Raw genomic sequence first — 16,596 nt, forward strand, 5'->3', positions numbered from 1 at the left:
GTTCTCCGGCGTGTCGCTGTCCGGCATCGTGGTGGTCCTTCCTGGACTCGGCGAGGTGGGGCGAACGCGGGTTACGCCAGGCCGAGTTCGCGGTCGATGAAGTCGAGCACCTCGTCCGTGCTCGCCTCCTTGAGCTGCTCCGCGGCGGTCTCCGGCGCATCGGCGGCCGGCGTCTTCGCGTTGCGCCAGCCGGTCAGGATCCGGTCGATCCGGGTCGAGATCGCGGCCCGGTCGTACTCGTCCGCCCGTACCCCGGCGAGCCGGGCCTCCAGGCGGTCGAGTTCGTCGAGCACCGCGGGCACCGCCGCAGCGGCCGTGTCGGGGACGAGTTCCTCGAACAGGTGGTCGGCGAGGTCGGCCGGGGTCGGATAGTCGAAGACGAGGGTGGCGGGCAGCCGCAGGTCGGTGGCGGCGTCGAGCCGGTTGCGCAGTTCGACGGCGGTCAGCGAGTCGAAGCCGATCTCGGTGAAGCCGCGTTGCGGATCCACCGCGCCGGCGCCGCCCAGGGCGAGCACGGTGCCCGCGTGGCCGCAGACCAGGTCGACCAGCAGCCGGCGCTGGTCCTCCTCGGCCAGCGCGGCCAGCCGGCGGACCAGGTCGACGGCGGGCTCGGGCCGGGCGGCGGCCTGGGCGGTCCGCCGCCCGGGGCCGCGGACCAGGCCGCGCATCGCCGCGGGCACGGCGGCGGCCCCGGCGTCCCGGCGCAGGGCCGCGCCGTCGACGCGGACCGGCAGGATCAGCGGGTGCGGCAGCGCGGCGGCGGCGTCGAACAGGGCCAGGCCCTGGGTCGCGGTCAGCGGCAACATGCCCGAGCGCGCGACCCGGGCCCGGTCGGTCCGGTCCAGGCCGCCGGTGATCTCGCTCGCCTGGTCCCACAGCCCCCACGCGAGCGAGGTCGCGGGCAGGCCGGCCGCCCGGCGGTGCTGGGCGAGCGCGTCGAGGAAGGTGTTGGCCGCCGCGTAGCCGCTCTGCCCCGCGCCGCCGAGCACCCCGGCCGCCGAGGAGTACAGCGCGAACAGGGCCAGGTCGGCGTCGGCGGTCAACCGGTGCAGGTTCATCGCGCCGTCGATCTTGGGGCGCAGCACCCGGCGGAGCCGATCGCCGGTCAGCGACGTGATGACGCCGTCCTCGACCACGCCCGCGGCGTGCACCACCGCGGTCAGCGGGTGGGCCGCGGGCACCCGGGCCAGCACTTCGGCCAGTTGTGCCCGGTCGGCGACGTCGCAGGCGACGATCTCCACGTGCCGGGCGCCCAGTTCGGTCAGTTCCTCGCGCAGCGACAGCGCGCCGGGGGCCTGGTCGCCGGCCCGGCTGGTGAGCAGCAGGTGCCGGGCGCCGTGCTCGGTGACCAGGTGCCGGGCGAGCAGTCCGCCGAGGGCGCCGGTGCCGCCGGTGATCAGCACGGTGCCGTCGGGGTCGGGTGCGGCGGGCACGGTGAGCACGATCTTGCCGATGTGCTTGGCCTGGCTCATGTACCGGTACGCGTGCGCCGCCTCGCGGATGTCCCAACTGCGCAGCGGGAGCGGTCGCAGCGCTCCGCTCTCGACGAGTTCGACGATCTCGGTCAGGATCTCGCCGACGCGCTCGGGGTCGGCGTCCACGAACGGCTGATAGCTCACCCCCGGGTACAGCACGGCCGTGTGGCCGGGGTCGCGCAGGTCGGTCTTGCCGATCTCGATCAGTCGGCCACCGGGTGCCAGCAGCCGCAGCGAGGCGTCCACGTAGTCGCGGGCCAGCGAGTTGAGCACCACGTCCACGCCGGCACCACCGCCCGCCCCCGCGAACGCGTCCTCGAAGTCGAGCGAGCGGGACGAGGCGATATGCGCGTCGTCCAGGCCCAGTTCGCGCAGGGTGTCCCATTTGCCGGGGGAGGCGGTGCCGTACACCTCGGCGCCGAAGTGCCGGGCCAGTTGCACCGCGGCCATGCCCACGCCGCCGGCCGCCGCGTGGATCAGTACCGACTGGCCCGGCTTGAGCCCGGCGAGGTCGAACAGGGCGCGGTAGGCGGTCAGGAAGGCGATCGGCAGGCCGGCCGCCTCGGCGAAGGTCCGGTGCGGTGGGATGCGGACGACGGATCGATGGTCGGCGACCGCGATCGGACCGAGCGAGGCGGGCACCACCCCCATCACCCGGTCGCCGGGCCGCCATTCGCCCGCGGCCGAGCCGACCTCGGTGACCACGCCGGAGCCCTCGGTGCCCATGCCGACCTGGCCGGGCACCATGCCCAGCCCCACCAGCACATCGCGGAAGTTGAGGCCGGAGGCGCGGACCGCGATCCGGATCTCGTGCGGCGCGAGCGGGCGGGCGGCGGGCGGGTACGGCAGCGGCGCGAGCCGGTCCAGGTCGCCCGCCGCGGTGGTGTCCAGCAGCCAGGGTCCGTCCGGGGCGGCGGGCAGCAGCCGATCGGGGTCGGCGCGGACGATCCTGGGAGTCAGCGCGGCGCCGGCGCGCAGGGCCGTCTGCGGCTCGCCGACGGCGAACGCCGCGCGGACCGCGTCGGGCAGTGCGATGTGCGAGCGGGGGTCGGCGTCGAGGTCGACCAGGAGGAACCGCCCGGGGTGCTCGGCCTGTACCGACCGCAGCAGGCCCCAGACCGGTGCGTGGGCCAGGTCGGTGACGCTCTCCCCGTCGTGCGCCGCGACCGCGCCGCGGGTGAGCACGACCAGGCGGGTGCTGTCCCATCCGGAGTGCGCGAGCCAGCCCTGGACGGTGTGCAACATGCGGTCGACGGCTCGGCCGGCCGCGGTCGGCAGGCCCGCCGCCGCCACCGGGGCGAGCGGGAGCAGCACCACGTCGGGCGCCGGCGACTCCTCGGCGAGCGAGGCGACGTCGGGATACTCGCTCGCGGTGATGCCGGCCTGCGTCAGCCCGGCGATCAGGTCGAAGGGGTCGGGACCGAGGATCGCCCACGGGTCGGTGACCGGCGCCACGGGCTGCTCGGACGGCGTCGGCGCGACCCAGTCGAGCCGGAACAGCGAGCCGTCGCCGGCCGCGTCCGCGGGCCCGGCCGGCCGCATCACCAGTTCGCGGACCGAGAGCACCGGGTTGCCCGAGCCGTCGGCGGCGACCAGTTCGACCGTGTCCGGGCCGGTGACCGACATCCGTACCCGCAGCGCCCGGGCACCGACGGCGTGCACCCGCACCCCGCCCCAGGAGAACACCAGCCGCGCCTGCCCGGTGTCCTGACCGAGCCCGGTCAGGCCGCTGGCGTGCAGGGCGGCGTCGAAGAGTGCGGGGTGGACCAGGAAGTCCGCGGCGTCGGCGCCGTGTTCGTCGGGCAGGGCCACCTCGGCGCAGACCGACCCGGCCAGCCGCCAGGCGGCGCGCAGGCCCCGGAAGGTCGGGCCGTAGCCGAATCCACCGGCCGCGAGGTCCGCGTAGAAGTCGCCCACGTCGACCGGTTCGGCTCCGGGCGGCGGCCAGGCCGCCGAGGGATCGGGTGCGGGATCGGCGTCGTTGTCGGTGTCGGGGGTGAGCACGCCGGCCGCGTGCCGGAACCACTCGGGGTCGTCGTCCCGCGCGCCCGGCTCGGGGTCCGCCGCGTCCTCGGGTCGGGAGTACACCTCCACCCGGCGGCGGCCGTCCTCCTCGGCCGGGCCGACCGTGACCTGGAGTTGCACCGCGGTGTCCGCGGGGATGGCGAGCGGTGCCTCCAGCATGAGTTCGGCCAGGTGCGGGCAACCCGCGCGGTCGCCGGCCTGGACCGCGACCTCCACGAACGCGGTGCCGGGGAAGAGCACGGTGCCGCCCACCGCGTGGTCGGCCAGCCACGGATGGGTGCGCAGGGACAGCCGTCCGGTGAGCACCAGGCCGCCGCCGCCCGCGAGGCGCAGCTCGGCGCCGAGCAGTGGGTGGCCGGTGGCGGCGAGCCCGAGGCCGGCCGCGTCGGGCGCCGGCGCACCGTCGTCGAGCCAGTAGCGCCGGCGCTGGAAGGCGTAGGTGGGCAGGTCGACGCGCCGGGCGCCGGTGCCGGCGAAGAAACGCTCGCCGTCGATCCGGCCGCCGGACAGGTGGATCGCGCCCAGGGCGTGCACCGCGGCGGCCGACTCCGGCCGGCCGCGGCGCAGCGCGGGCACACACACCGCGGTCGCGGCCGGGCTCCGGGCGGCCAGGCAGTCCCGGGCGAGGGCGGTCAGCACACCGTCGGGGCCCAGTTCGATCAGGGCCGTGGCGCCCGCGTCCGCGAGCGCGCCGACCCCGTCGGCGAATCGCACCGTCTCGCGCACGTGTCGGGCCCAGTAGTCGGCGCCGCCGAACTCCGCCGCCTCGATCGGGCGGCCGGTCAGGTTGGAGATCACCGGGATCCGGGCGGGCGAGGCGGCGACGCCGGCGACCACCGCGCGGAACCGGTCGAGCATGCCGTCCATGTCCGCGCTGTGGAAGGCGTGGCTGGTGTGCAGCCGCCGGGTCTTGCGGCCCTGGTCGGCGAAGTGTCGGGCGAGCGCCTGCACCGGCTCGGCCGCGCCGGAGAGCACCGCGGCGGCCGGGCCGTTGACCGCCGCGAGGTCGACGCCGGCGCCGTGTTCGGCGATCGCGGCGCGTACCTCCTCCTCGCTCGCGGCGACCGCGATCATCAGGCCCTCGGTGGGGAGTTCCTGCATCAGGGTGGCCCGGGCCGCGACCACGGTCGCCGCGTCGGGCAGCGACCACACGCCGGCGAGGTGTGCGGCGCTCAGTTCGCCGATCGAGTGGCCGAGCAGCAGGTCGGGGTGCACCCCCCAGGACTCGTACAGGCGGAACAGGGCGACCTGAAGCGCGAACAGGCCGGTCTGCGCGTAGACGGTCCGCCCCAGCGATTCCTCGGTGCCGGGGTCGTCGGCGGTGAGCACGACCTCGGCCAACGGGCGATCGACGTGGCCGGCCAGGCGGGCGTCGAGTTCGGCGGTCACGGCGTCGAAGGCCTCGGCGAAGACCGGCCAGGCCGCGTACAGTTCCCCACCCATGCCGGGGCGCTGGCTGCCCTGTCCGGTGAACAGGAAGGCCGTCCGGGCGCCCTGGAGAGCCCGGCCGCGCACGGCGTGCGCGGTGTCCTCGCCGAGCGCCAGGGCGTCGAGCCCGGCGAGCAGGTCCTGTGGATCGGTGCCGACCACGACCGCGCGCGAGTCCAGCGCGGCGCGCGAAGTGGCCAGCGAGTAGCCGACGTCGGCGGGTCGGAAGTCGGGCCGGTCCCGCAGGTGCGCGGCGAGCCGGGCGGCCTGGTCGCGCAACGCCTCGTCGGTGCGCGCCCCGAGCACCCAGGGCAGGGCGGGCGGGTCGGCGGCGGTCGTCGACGGCGCACCGTCGGCCGCGGTGCTCGCATCGGCCGCCGGCGCGGGCCGGGGTGCCTCCTCGACGATCACGTGGGCGTTGGTGCCGCTCACCCCGAAGGAGGAGATCCCGGCCCGGCGCGGCCGGCCGTTGCGCGGCCACGGGCCGGAGCGGGTGAGCAGTTCCACTCCTCCGCCGGACCAGTCGACGTGCGGTGTCGGCTCGTCCACGTGCAGCGTCCGCGGCAATACCTCGTGCCGCATCGCCTCGATCATCTTGATCACCCCGGCGACGCCGGCCGCCGCACCGGTGTGGCCGATGTTCGACTTGACCGCGCCCAGTCGCAGCGGTTGCCCGGCGGGCCGGTCCCGGCCGTAGGTGGCCAACAGGGCCTGGGCCTCGATCGGATCGCCGAGGGTGGTGCCGGTGCCGTGCGCCTCGACCGCGTCGACGTCCGCGGCGCTCAGCCGCGCGGAGTCCAGGGCCTGGCGGATCACCCGTTCCTGGGCACGATCGTTGGGCGCGGTCAGGCCGTTGCTGGCGCCGTCCTGGTTGACCGCGCTGCCCCGGACGACGGCGAGCACCGGGCGGCCGGCGGCCAGGGCGTCGCCGAGCCGCTCCAACAGCAGCACGCCCGCGCCCTCGGCCCAGCCGGTGCCGTCGGCCGCGGCGGCGAACGCCTTGCAGCGCCCGTCCGGGGCCAGCCCGCGCTGGCGGCTGAACTCGATGAAGATGCCCGGCGTCGACATCACGGTCACCCCGCCGGCCAGCGCCATCGTGCACTCGCCCCGACGCAGCGCCTGGGCGGCCAGGTGGATCGCGACGAGCGAGGAGGAGCAGGCGGTGTCGATCGTGACGGCCGGCCCCTCCAGACCCAGGGTGTAGGCGATCCGCCCGGAGGCGACGCTGGTCATGCTGCCGGTGCCGAGGTAGCCCTCGACCTCTTGGGGCACGCTGGTGAGCCGCTCGGCGTAGCCCGAGGAGATGGCCCCCGCGAACACGCCGATCGGGCTGCCCTTGAGCGAGGTCGGGTCGACGCCGGCGCGTTCGAACGCCTCCCACGAGGTTTCCAGGAGCAGCCGTTGTTGCGGGTCCATGGCCAGGGCCTCGCGCGCGTTGACGCCGAACAGTTCGGCGTCGAAGTCGGCCGCGCCGTCGAGGAAGCCGCCGCGTCGGGCGTACGTCTTGCCGGACCGCTCGGGGTCCGGGTCGTAGATGCCGTCGACGTCCCAGCCGCGGTCGCGCGGAAAGTCCCCGAGCGCGTCGACGCCGTCGGCGACGAGCTGCCAGAACTCCTCCGGCGTGCGCACGCCGCCGGGATAGCGGCAGCCCATGCCGACCACGGCGATCGGTTCGTACGCGGCGTCCTCGACCTCGCGCAACCGCTGCCGGGTCCGGCCGAGGTCCGCCGTGGCCCTCTTGAGGTAGTCGAGGAGCTTTTCTTCGTTGGTCGACACGCGAGCCCACTTTCGCCGGGTGGCACAGGGAAGCCGGAGGCAGTACGAACAGCGCGGGGTCAGGCGGTGCCCAGCTCCCGGTCGAGCAGGTCGAAGATCTCTTCGGCGGAGGAATCGGCGAGTGCCTCCCCGCCCAGGGCGGGCTCCGGCGCGCCGGACTCGGCCGCATCGCGCCACTTCCACAGCAGCGTCTCCAGCCGCCGGGCGACGGCGGCTCTGGTCTCCCGATCGGCCGGCAGTCGGGACAGGGCGTTCTCCAGTCGGCCGAAGGCAACCGGCGCCGGACCGGCCTCGGTTGCCGTGTTCGGCCCGAGTTCGGTGTCGAGGTGGGCGGCCAGGGCCGCCGGGGTGGGGTGGCTGAACACGAGGGTCACCGGCAACCGCAGGCCCAGGGTCGCGCCGAGCCGACTGCGCAGTTCGACCGCGGCCATCGAGTCCAGACCCAGGTCGCGCAGCGGCTTGTCGGCGCTCACCGAGCCGGCGGCATGGCCCAGAACGGCCGCGACGTGCTCGACCACCAGATCGCTCAGCACCCGCCGACGGTCCTGGTCACCCAGGGCGGCCAGTCGGCGCAGCAGCGCGGCGCTCTCGGCGGTGCTCTCGGTCTCCGTCCCCGCGCCGTCCTCGGCCGGGCGGGCCGGGCCGAGCCGCAGCAGCGGTACCGATCCGGGCCCGGCGGCCGGGGATTCGACCTCGGTGAGCGCGGCGCGAAGTTGTTCCGCCGAGACGGCGCGCAGCGCGAGCGAACGCACCGTGAACGCGGCGGCGCCGGTCGCGGTCGCGGCGACCAGGGAAAGGGTGTCGGGTGTGTCGTCGTCGGCCGTCAGGCGCACCCGCAGCGAGGTCGCCCCGGGCGTGTGCACCGCGGCCCCGGACCAGGCGAACGGCATTCGGATCTCCCCGGCGACCTCGGCCTCCCCGGTCGCCGCCGCGCCGACCGCCCGCAGGGCCGCCGTCAACAGTGTCGGGTGCAGCCCGTAGCCGCCGGAGCTCTGCCGCCGGTCCGCGGGCAGCGCGACCTCGGCGTACACGGTCGCGCCGGACTTCCATACCCCGCGCAGTACTTCGTGGCCGGGATCGGCGGAGTCGGCCGGGCCCGGGGGCGGCACGGTCACGGGTTCCGCCCCGGTCGGGGGCCAGACGACCAGGTCGTCCTCGAAGTCCGGCCCGTCGTCCGGGTCCTCGACGACCGGCGCGAGCAGGCCGTCGGCGTGCCGGGTCCAGGAGCCGCCGGCCTCGGGGTCGTCCGGGCCGGAGTGCACGGCCACCGGGTGGCGGCCGTCGGGTCGCGCGGCGCCCACCGACACCTGGATCTGCACGCCGCCGCGCTCGGGCAACGACAGCGGTGCCTGCAGGGTCAGTTCCTCGACCGTGCCGAGGCCGGTGAGCCGGCCCGCGTGCAGGGCGAGTTCGAGGAACACCGCGCCGGGCAACAGCGCCGTGTCCGGGGAGGTGTACTCGGCCAGCCCCGGGTGGGTGCGCCGACCGATGCGCCCGGTGAGCACGATCCCGGCCGCGTCGGCCAGGTCGACCGCCGCGCCCAGGAGCGGGTGGCCGGTGGGGATCAGCCCCAGGCCCTGCGCGTCGGCCGCCCCGCCGGGGGTGCCCTGCAGCCAATACCGCTCGCGCTGGAAGGCGTAGCCGGGCAGGTCGGTCAACCGGGGCTCGTGGTCGGCGAACGCGATCCGCCAGTCGACGCCGACACCGTGCGCGTACGCCCGGGCCAGCGCGCCGGTGAAGCGCTCGGGGCCGCCCTCGCCCCGACGCAGCGTGTCCAGCACCGCGGCCCTCGATCCGGCCGACTCGACGATCTCCAGGATGCCGGTGGTCAGCACCGGGTGGGCGCTGGTCTCGATGAAGGCGTCGTGGCCCTGGTCCAGCAGCGCCCGGACGGCCTCGTCGAAGCGCACGGTCTGCCGCAGGTTGTCGTACCAGTAGTCGGCGTCCAGGGCCGTGGTCTCCAACAGACCGCCGGTGACCGACGAGTAGAAGGGAATGCTCGCGGCGCGCGGCTCCAGGCCGGCCAGGGCGGCGAGCAGCGGCTCGCGGATGGTCTCGACCTGCGCGGAGTGCGAGGCGTAGTCGACCGGGACGCGGCGCGCCCAGATGTCCTGGGCCGTGCAGCGCTCCAGCAGTTCGGCCAACGCGTCGGGGTCGCCGGAGAGGGTCACCGAGTGCGGGGCGTTGACGGCCGCGAGCGATATGCGGTCGCCGAACGGCGCGGTCAACTCGGCCGCCTCCGCCGGGGACAGGGCCACCGAGGCCATGCCGCCCTTGCCGGACAGGTCCAGGATGGCCTTGCTGCGCAGCGCGACGATCCGCGCGCCGTCCTCCAGCGAGAGCGCGCCCGCGACACACGCCGCGGCGATCTCGCCCTGGGAATGCCCCACCACCGCGGCGGGCCGCACCCCGTACGAACGCCACAACTGGGCCAGCGAGACCATCACCGCCCACAACACCGGTTGCACCACCTCGACCCGCTCCAGCCACGCGTCCGACTCAGAGTTCAGGACCGAGGTCAACGACCAGTCGGTGAACGGCGCAAGCGCCTCCTCGCACGCCCGGATCCGCGCGGCGAACGTGGGTGACGTCGTGAGCAGCCCGCCGGCCATCGCGGCCCACTGCGAACCCTGACCGGGAAAGACGAACACCGGACGGGCTCCAGACTGTGCCAGGCCCACGACCGCGTCGACCCCAGAGCCCCCCGCCGCCAACCCCACAAGGGCGGTGAGCAACCCCTCCCGGTCGGCCGCGGTGACCACGGCCCGGTGTTCCAGTCCGGCCCGGGAGACGACCGACGAGTAGGCCAGGTCGAGCAGCGCGGTGTCGGGCGTCGCCGGCCCGGCCGGGTCCGGTTCGGGCAGCGCCCGGACGTGCTCGGCGAGCCGCGCGGCCTGGTTGCGCAAGGCCCGTTCGGAGTGCCCGGACAGCAGGACGGGCAGGGTGCCGGCGGGGCCGCCGGCGGTGCGGAGGTCGTCCGCCGCCACCGGTGCGGCGGGCGGTTGTTCGAGCACCACGTGCGCGTTGGTCCCGCTGATGCCGAAGGCCGAGACGGCCGCGCGGCGCGGCCGACCCAGCTCGGGCCAGGCCCGCCGCGCGGTCAGCAACTCCACGGTGCCGGCCGACCAGTCGACATGCGGGGTCGGCTCGTCCACGTGCAGGGTGGCGGGCAGCACCCCCTCGCGCATCGCCATCACCATCTTGATCACCCCCGCGACACCCGCCGCGGCCGTGGTGTGGCCGATGTTGGACTTGACCGAGCCCAGGTAGAGCGGCACGTCCTCCGGCCGCTCGCGGCCGTAGGTGGCGAGCAGCGCCTGCGCCTCGATCGGGTCGCCCAGCGCGGTCCCGGTCCCGTGTGCCTCCACCGCGTCCACGTCGCGGGCGGTGAGCCGGGCGTCGGCCAGCGCCTGTCGGATGACCCGCTGTTGGGAGGGGCCGTTGGGCGCGGTCAGGCCGTTGCTGGCACCGTCCTGGTTCACCGCGCTGCCGCGCACGACGGCGAGCACCCGATGCCCGTTGCGTTCGGCGTCGGAGAGCCGTTCGACCAGCAACAGGCCGACTCCCTCGGACCATCCGGTGCCGTCCGCGGCGGCGGCGAACGCCTTGCAGCGGCCGTCCGCCGACAGCCCGCGCTGCCGGCTGAACTCCACGAATCCGGTCGGGGTGGCCATCACGGTCACGCCCCCGGCCAGCGCCATCGTGCACTCGCCGCGCTGCAACGCGCGGCCGGCCAGGTGCAGGGCGACCAACGACGAGGAGCACGCCGTGTCGACGGTGAGCGCGGGGCCCTCCAGGCCGAAGGCGTAGGCGACCCGGCCGGAGATCACGCTGCTGACGCTGCCGGTGAGGGCGTATCCCTCCACACCCTCCGGGAGGTCCCCGGCGCCGGCGCCGTAGCCGCAGGCCGCGCCGCCGACGAAGACGCCGACCGGGCTGCCCTTGACCGACGTCGGATCGATGCCGGCGTTCTCGAACGTTTCCCAGGACGTCTCCAGGAGCAGCCGCTGCTGCGGGTCCATCGCCAGCGCCTCGCGCGGCGAGATGCCGAACAGCGCCGCGTCGAACTCGGCGGCGCCGGGCAGGAATCCGCCCTCGCGCGCATAGCTGGTGCCCGGGTGTTCGGGGTCGGGGTGGTACAGGGCGTCGAGGTCCCAGCCGCGGTCGGTCGGGAAGTCCGTGACGGCGTCCACGCCTTCGGCGACCAGTCGCCACAGGTCCTCGGCGCCGCCGACCCCGCCGGGGTAGCGGCACGCCATCGCGATGATCGCGATCGGGTCGTCGTCGAGGGCCGTGCCGAGCACGGGATCGACGCCGGTGGGCCGTGCGCCCGCGAGTTCGTCGAGCAGGAAGCCGGCCAGGGCGGTCGGCGTGGGGTAGTCGAAGATCAGCGTGCTGGGCAGTTCCAGTCCGCTGCGCAGCGCCAGTCGGTCGCGCAGCTCGACGGCGGTCAGCGAGTCGAAGCCGAGGTCGCGGAAGGCCCGGTCACCGGAGGGCAGTTCACCGACGGGCAGGGCGAGCACGGCGGCGGCCTCGACCCGGACCAGGTCGAGCAGGATGTGTTCGCGCTCCCCGGGGCCGGCGTCGGCCAGCCGCCGGGCCAACTCCGATTCACCGGCCGGCCCGGCCGCGGCGTCGCCCCGGTCCCGCTCCCGGTCCTGGTCGGCCGCATACGCACGGGCCTCCGGCAGGTCACCCAGCAGCGCGCTGGGACGCAACGCGGTGAAGCGGCGCAGGAAGTGCGGCCAGTCCACGTCCGCGAGCACGGTGCCGGCCTCGGGCCGGGCGACGGCGTGGGCCATCAGCGCGACCGCCGTGCCGGGGTCCATCGCGCGCAGCCCGCGGCGGGCCAGTTGCTCGCCGCTCTCGCCCGCCGCCATCCCGGCACCCGCCCACGGGCCCCAGGCGACCGCCGTCGCGGCGAGGCCCCGGGAGCGACGCCGGCGGGCGAGCGCGTCCAACTGCGCGTTGCCCGCCGCATACGCCCCCTGGGCTCCGCTGCCCCACACGCCCGCGATCGAGGAGAACAGCACGAACGCGTCGAGTTCGCGGTCGCCGAACAGCGTGTCCAGGTGCGCGGCGCCGAGCACCTTGCCCTCGGTGATCCGGGCGCAGGCGGCGAGGTCGGTCTCGGCGACGGTCGCGGCCTGGCCGATCCCGGCGGTGTGCACCACGGCCCGGATCGCCGGGCCGTCCGCCTCGACGTCGGCCACCAGTCGGGCGAGCGCGTCGCGGTCGGCGACATCGCAGGCGGCGACGGTGACCCGCGCCCCGAGGGCGGTGAGTTCGTCGACGAGTTCGCCGGCGCCCGGGGCCTGCGGGCCGCGGCGCCCGGTCAACACCAGGTGTTCGGCGCCCTGCGCGGCGGCCCAGCGGGCCACCTGGGCGCCCAGCCCGCCGGTGCCGCCGGTGATCAGGACGGTACCGGCGGGCACCCAGGCCGCCGCCGGGCCCGAGCGGTCGAACACCGCGCGGCGCAGCCGGGGCACCCAGGCTCCGGTGGTGCGCAGCGCGACCTGGTCCTGCGTACTGCCGGCGGCGACCAGGTGGGCCAACCGGGACCACACCCGCTCGTCGGCGTCCGCAGGCACGTCCACCAACCCGCCCCAGGACGTGGGCAGTTCCAGCGCCGCCGCCCGGCCGAAACCCCAGACCTGGGCGGCCTCGGCCGCCGGCGCGGGATCACCGTCGACGGCCACGGCCGCCTCGGTCACCCACCACGCCGGCGCGCCGCATCCGGCCTCGGCCAGCGCCTGCACCACGGTCACGGTGTCGGCGAACCAGCGGGTCAACGACGGGAATTCGGGGTGCACTCCGGGCTGCCCGGTGAGCAGCGACAACACTCCGGCGACCGGGCCGACCGCACGGATCCGGTCGGCCAAAGCCGCACGTTCCGCGTCCGCGTCCGCGTCGGCTTCGGCTTCGGTCAGGAGCAACGTCTCGACCCGCGCCCCGGCTTCGACGAGCGCACGGGCGCACCGCCGGCGCGCGGATGTCGGCCCGTCGTCCGACTCGGCTTCGCCGATCGGAGCGGCCCCGGCGGTCGGGGCATTCTCGGTGGTCGGGTCGTCCTCGGTGCTCGGGGCGACCCCGTTGCGACCGATCAACAGCCAGGTACCGGTGAGGCGTTGCTCGCCCTCCGGGGTCCACGGGCACCACGTGCTCTCGTAGCTCCAGGCGTGCAACGCGCTGCGTTCGCGCCGAGTGCGCCGCCAGGAGGCGAACGCGGGCAACAACGCGGTGAGCGATCCGCGCCGCGCCTCGTCGCCCAGTTCGAGCACATCGGCCACCCGATCACCGTCGCCCTGCTCGACGGCGGCCCAGAACGCCGGGTCGGCATCGGACTCGGCGGTCCGGGCGGCGACCGGGGCAGCGGTCGGTTCGAGCCAGAAGCGGCGGCGCTGGAAGGCGTAGCCGGGCAGGTCCACGGTCCGCGCCCCGGTACCGGCGAAGAAGGCCGACCAGTTCACCGGGACCCCGGCCTGATGCACGGCGGCCAGCGCGCCGATGAGCGCGGCCGGCCCCGCCCGTTCGGCGCGCTGCATCGGCACCACGGCGGTGTCGGGCGCCGCGGGGAGCGTCTCCCGAGCCATCGCGGTGAGCACGCCGTCGGGTCCCGCTTCCAGGAACGCGGTGACCCCGAGGGCGGCGAGCGTGGCGACTCCGTCGGCGAAGCGCACCGGCTCGCGCACCTGGCGCACCCAGTAGTCCGGGTCGGCGAGTTCGTCGGCCTCGGCGAGCCGCCCGGTCCGGTTGCTCACGATCGCGATGGTGGGCTCGGCGAAGGAGACGCCGGCCAGAACGTCGCGGAACTCGGCGAGCATGCCGTCCATCCGCAACGAATGGAACGCATGACTGACGGTGAGACGCCGCGTCTTGCGCCCCCGCGCCGCGAAGACGGCCGCCACCGCCAACACCGGCTCCTCATCGCCGGAAAGCACCACGGACGTCGGCCCGTTCACCGCCGCCACACCCACCGCGCCGGCCGACCCCTCCAGCGCCGCGGATACCTCGTCCTCGGACGCCTGCACCGCCACCATCGCCCCACCACGCGGCAACGCCTGCATCAACCGCCCACGCGCCGCCACCACCGCCGCCGCATCCTCCAGCGACCACACCCCCGCCACATGCGCCGCGGCCAACTCACCGATCGAATGCCCCAGCAGGAACCCCGGCCGCACACCCAACGACTCCACCAACCGGAACAGCGCCACCTCCACCGCGAACAACCCGGCCTGCGTGAACACCGTCTCGTCCAACAAACCCTCGGTACCCGCCACCCCGAACACCACATCCCGCACCGAATGCGCGACATGACCCGTCAGTTGCCGGTCCAGCTCGAACACGGCGGCGTCGAACGCCTCCGCGAACACCGGGTAGGCGTCGTGCAGTTCACGCCCCATGCCGACCCGCTGGCACCCCTGCCCACTGAACAACAAGGCCGTGCGCCCCTCCGCACGGGCCGGGCCCGTCACCACTCCGGGGGCGCTTTCCCCCCGCCCGAGGGCCTGGAGGCCGTACAGGAGTTCGGCCGGTTCGGCGGCGGCCAACACGGCCCGTTCGGGCAGCGTGGCGCGGGCGGTCGCCAGCGTGTGGGCGACGTCCGGCAACGCGAGGTCGGATCGTGTCCGCAGGAAGGACGCAAGATTGCGCGCTTGTGCGTACAGCGCCTCTGCGGTGTGACCGGAGAGCACCCACGGCAGTACCGCGCCGGGCACCTCGGCCGCCGGCGCCGCGCCGTCCGAGAGCGAGCGCGGGTCCCCGGCCCCGGAGTGCTCGAGGGCGGGGGCCTGTTCCAGGACGACGTGCGCGTTGGTGCCACTGATGCCGAACGAGGAGACCGCCGCCCGGCGCGGATGCCCGGTCACGGGCCACGGCGTGGCGTCGGTGAGCAGTCGTACCGAGCCCGCCGCCCAGTCCACGTGCGGGGTCGGATCCGCCGCGTGCAGGGTCGGCGGCAACACGCCCTCGCGCATCGCCTGGACCATCTTGATCACACCCGCCACACCCGCGGCGGCCTGGGTGTGCCCGATGTTCGACTTCACCGAGCCCAGGTGGACCGGGTGTTCCGCGTCGCGGTCCCGACCGTAGGTCGCGATCAGCGCCTGCGCCTCGATCGGGTCGCCGAGCGCGGTGCCCGTCCCGTGCGCCTCGACCGCGTCGACCTCGGCGGCCGACAGGCCGGCAACCGCCAGCGCCTGCCGGATGACCCGCTGCTGCGAGGGACCGTTCGGCGCGGTCAGCCCGTTGCTCGCACCGTCCTGATTCACCGCGGAGCCGCGGACCACGGCAAGGACCCGTCGGCCGTTGCGTACGGCGTCGGACAGGCGTTCCACCACCAGGACCCCGACGCCCTCGGCCGGACCGAAGCCGTCGGCCTCCGCCGAGAACGCCTTGCAACGGCCGTCCGCGGCCAGGCCGCGCTGCCGACTGAACTCGACGAACAGTCCCGGTTCCGACATCACGGTCACCCCGCCGGCCAGGGCCATCGTGCATTCCCCGGCACGCAACGCCTGCACCGCCAGGTGCAGGGCGACGAGCGACGAGGAGCACGCGGTGTCGACGGTGACCGCCGGCCCCTCGAACCCGAAGCTGTAGGCGACCCGGCCGGAGCCGACACTCGGCGTGTTGCCCGTGCCCAGATAGCCCTCCAGTTCCTCCGGGGCGCGGTCCAGCCTGCCCGCGTAGCCCTGCGCGACCAGTCCCGTGTACACCCCGGTCCGGCTGCCGCCGAGGGCGTCGGGCGCGAGGCCGGCGTGTTCGAGGGCTTCCCAGGACGTCTCCAACAGCAGTCGTTGTTGCGGGTCCATCGCGAGCGCCTCGCGGTGGTTGATGCCGAACAGTTCGGCGTCGAACCGGTCCGCGTCGTGCAGGAAGCCGCCGGCCCGGGCGTAACTGGTCCCCGGATGCTCGGGGTTCGAGTGGAACAGGCCGGCCAGGTCCCAGCCGCGGTTGGCGGGGAATTCGGAGATCGCGTCCCCGCCCCGCGCGACCAGGCGCCACAGGTCGTCGGCGGAGCGCACGTCCCCGGGGAAGCGGCAGGCCATGCCGACGATCGCGATCGGGTCGTCGGCGCCGGCCGCCGGCGTCGGGTTCGCCGCAGCGACCACGACCGGCTGCGCGCCCGGCAGTTCGGTACCGAGATGCCGAGCCAGCACGGCCGGCGTGGGGTGGTCGAAGACCAGGGTGGCGGGCAATCGCAGCCCGGTGTCGGCAGTGAGCCGATTGCGCAGCTCGACCGCGGTCAACGAGTCGAAGCCGAGGTCCTTGAACCCACGATCGGCGGCGACGGCCGTCGGGTCGCCGTGGCCGAGCACCGCGGCGACGTGCGTACGGACCAGTTCCAGCAACACCCGTGTGCGCTCGACCGGGTCCAGGGCCGCGATACGCCGCTGCCAGGCCGACCCGTCCGGGTCCCCTTCGCCCACCGCGACCCGTCGGGCCGGGCCGCGCACCAGGCCGCCGAACACGCCCGGCAGGGCACCCGTCCCGGCGAGGGTGCGCAGCGCGGCCGAATCCAGCCGCAGCGGCACCAGCAGCGCGTGCGGCAGCGACCGGCCGGCGTCGAAGAGCCGCAGGCCGAGATCGGCGGAGAAGGGCAGGATCCCGCCGCGCGCCATCCGGTTCAGGTCCTCCCGACCGAGATGGCCGGTCATCCCGGTGGCCTGTCCCCACAACCCCCAGGCCAGCGAGGTACCCGACCGGCCGACGGCCTGCCGGTGGGTCGCGAGTGCATCCAGGAAGGCGTTCGCCGCCGCGTAGTTGGCCTGGGCCGGTCCACCGAGCACGCCGGCGATGGAGGAGAAGAGTACGAAGGCGGAGAGGTCGTGGTCGGCGGTCAGTTCGTGCAGGTTGATCGCACCGTCGACCTTGGACCGCAGTACACGTTCCA

At 75.2% G+C, this 16,596-nt stretch carries 1 protein-coding gene and 1 pseudogene; both read right to left on the reverse strand.

The genetic code is table 11. The features are described 5' to 3' along the window. Positions 1-71: 71 nt before the first annotated feature. Positions 72-6,659 (reverse strand): annotated as a pseudogene (locus ACFXMF_RS28655) (SDR family NAD(P)-dependent oxidoreductase); the annotation flags it as partial. 104 nt (positions 6,660-6,763) lie between these two features. Further along, positions 6,764-16,596 (reverse strand): type I polyketide synthase (locus ACFXMF_RS28660; protein WP_380020828.1); only part of this gene is annotated, 9,833 nt, incomplete at its 5' end.

Source organism: Embleya sp. NPDC059213, from assembly GCF_042754445.1.
Classification (GTDB): domain Bacteria; phylum Actinomycetota; class Actinomycetes; order Streptomycetales; family Streptomycetaceae; genus Embleya.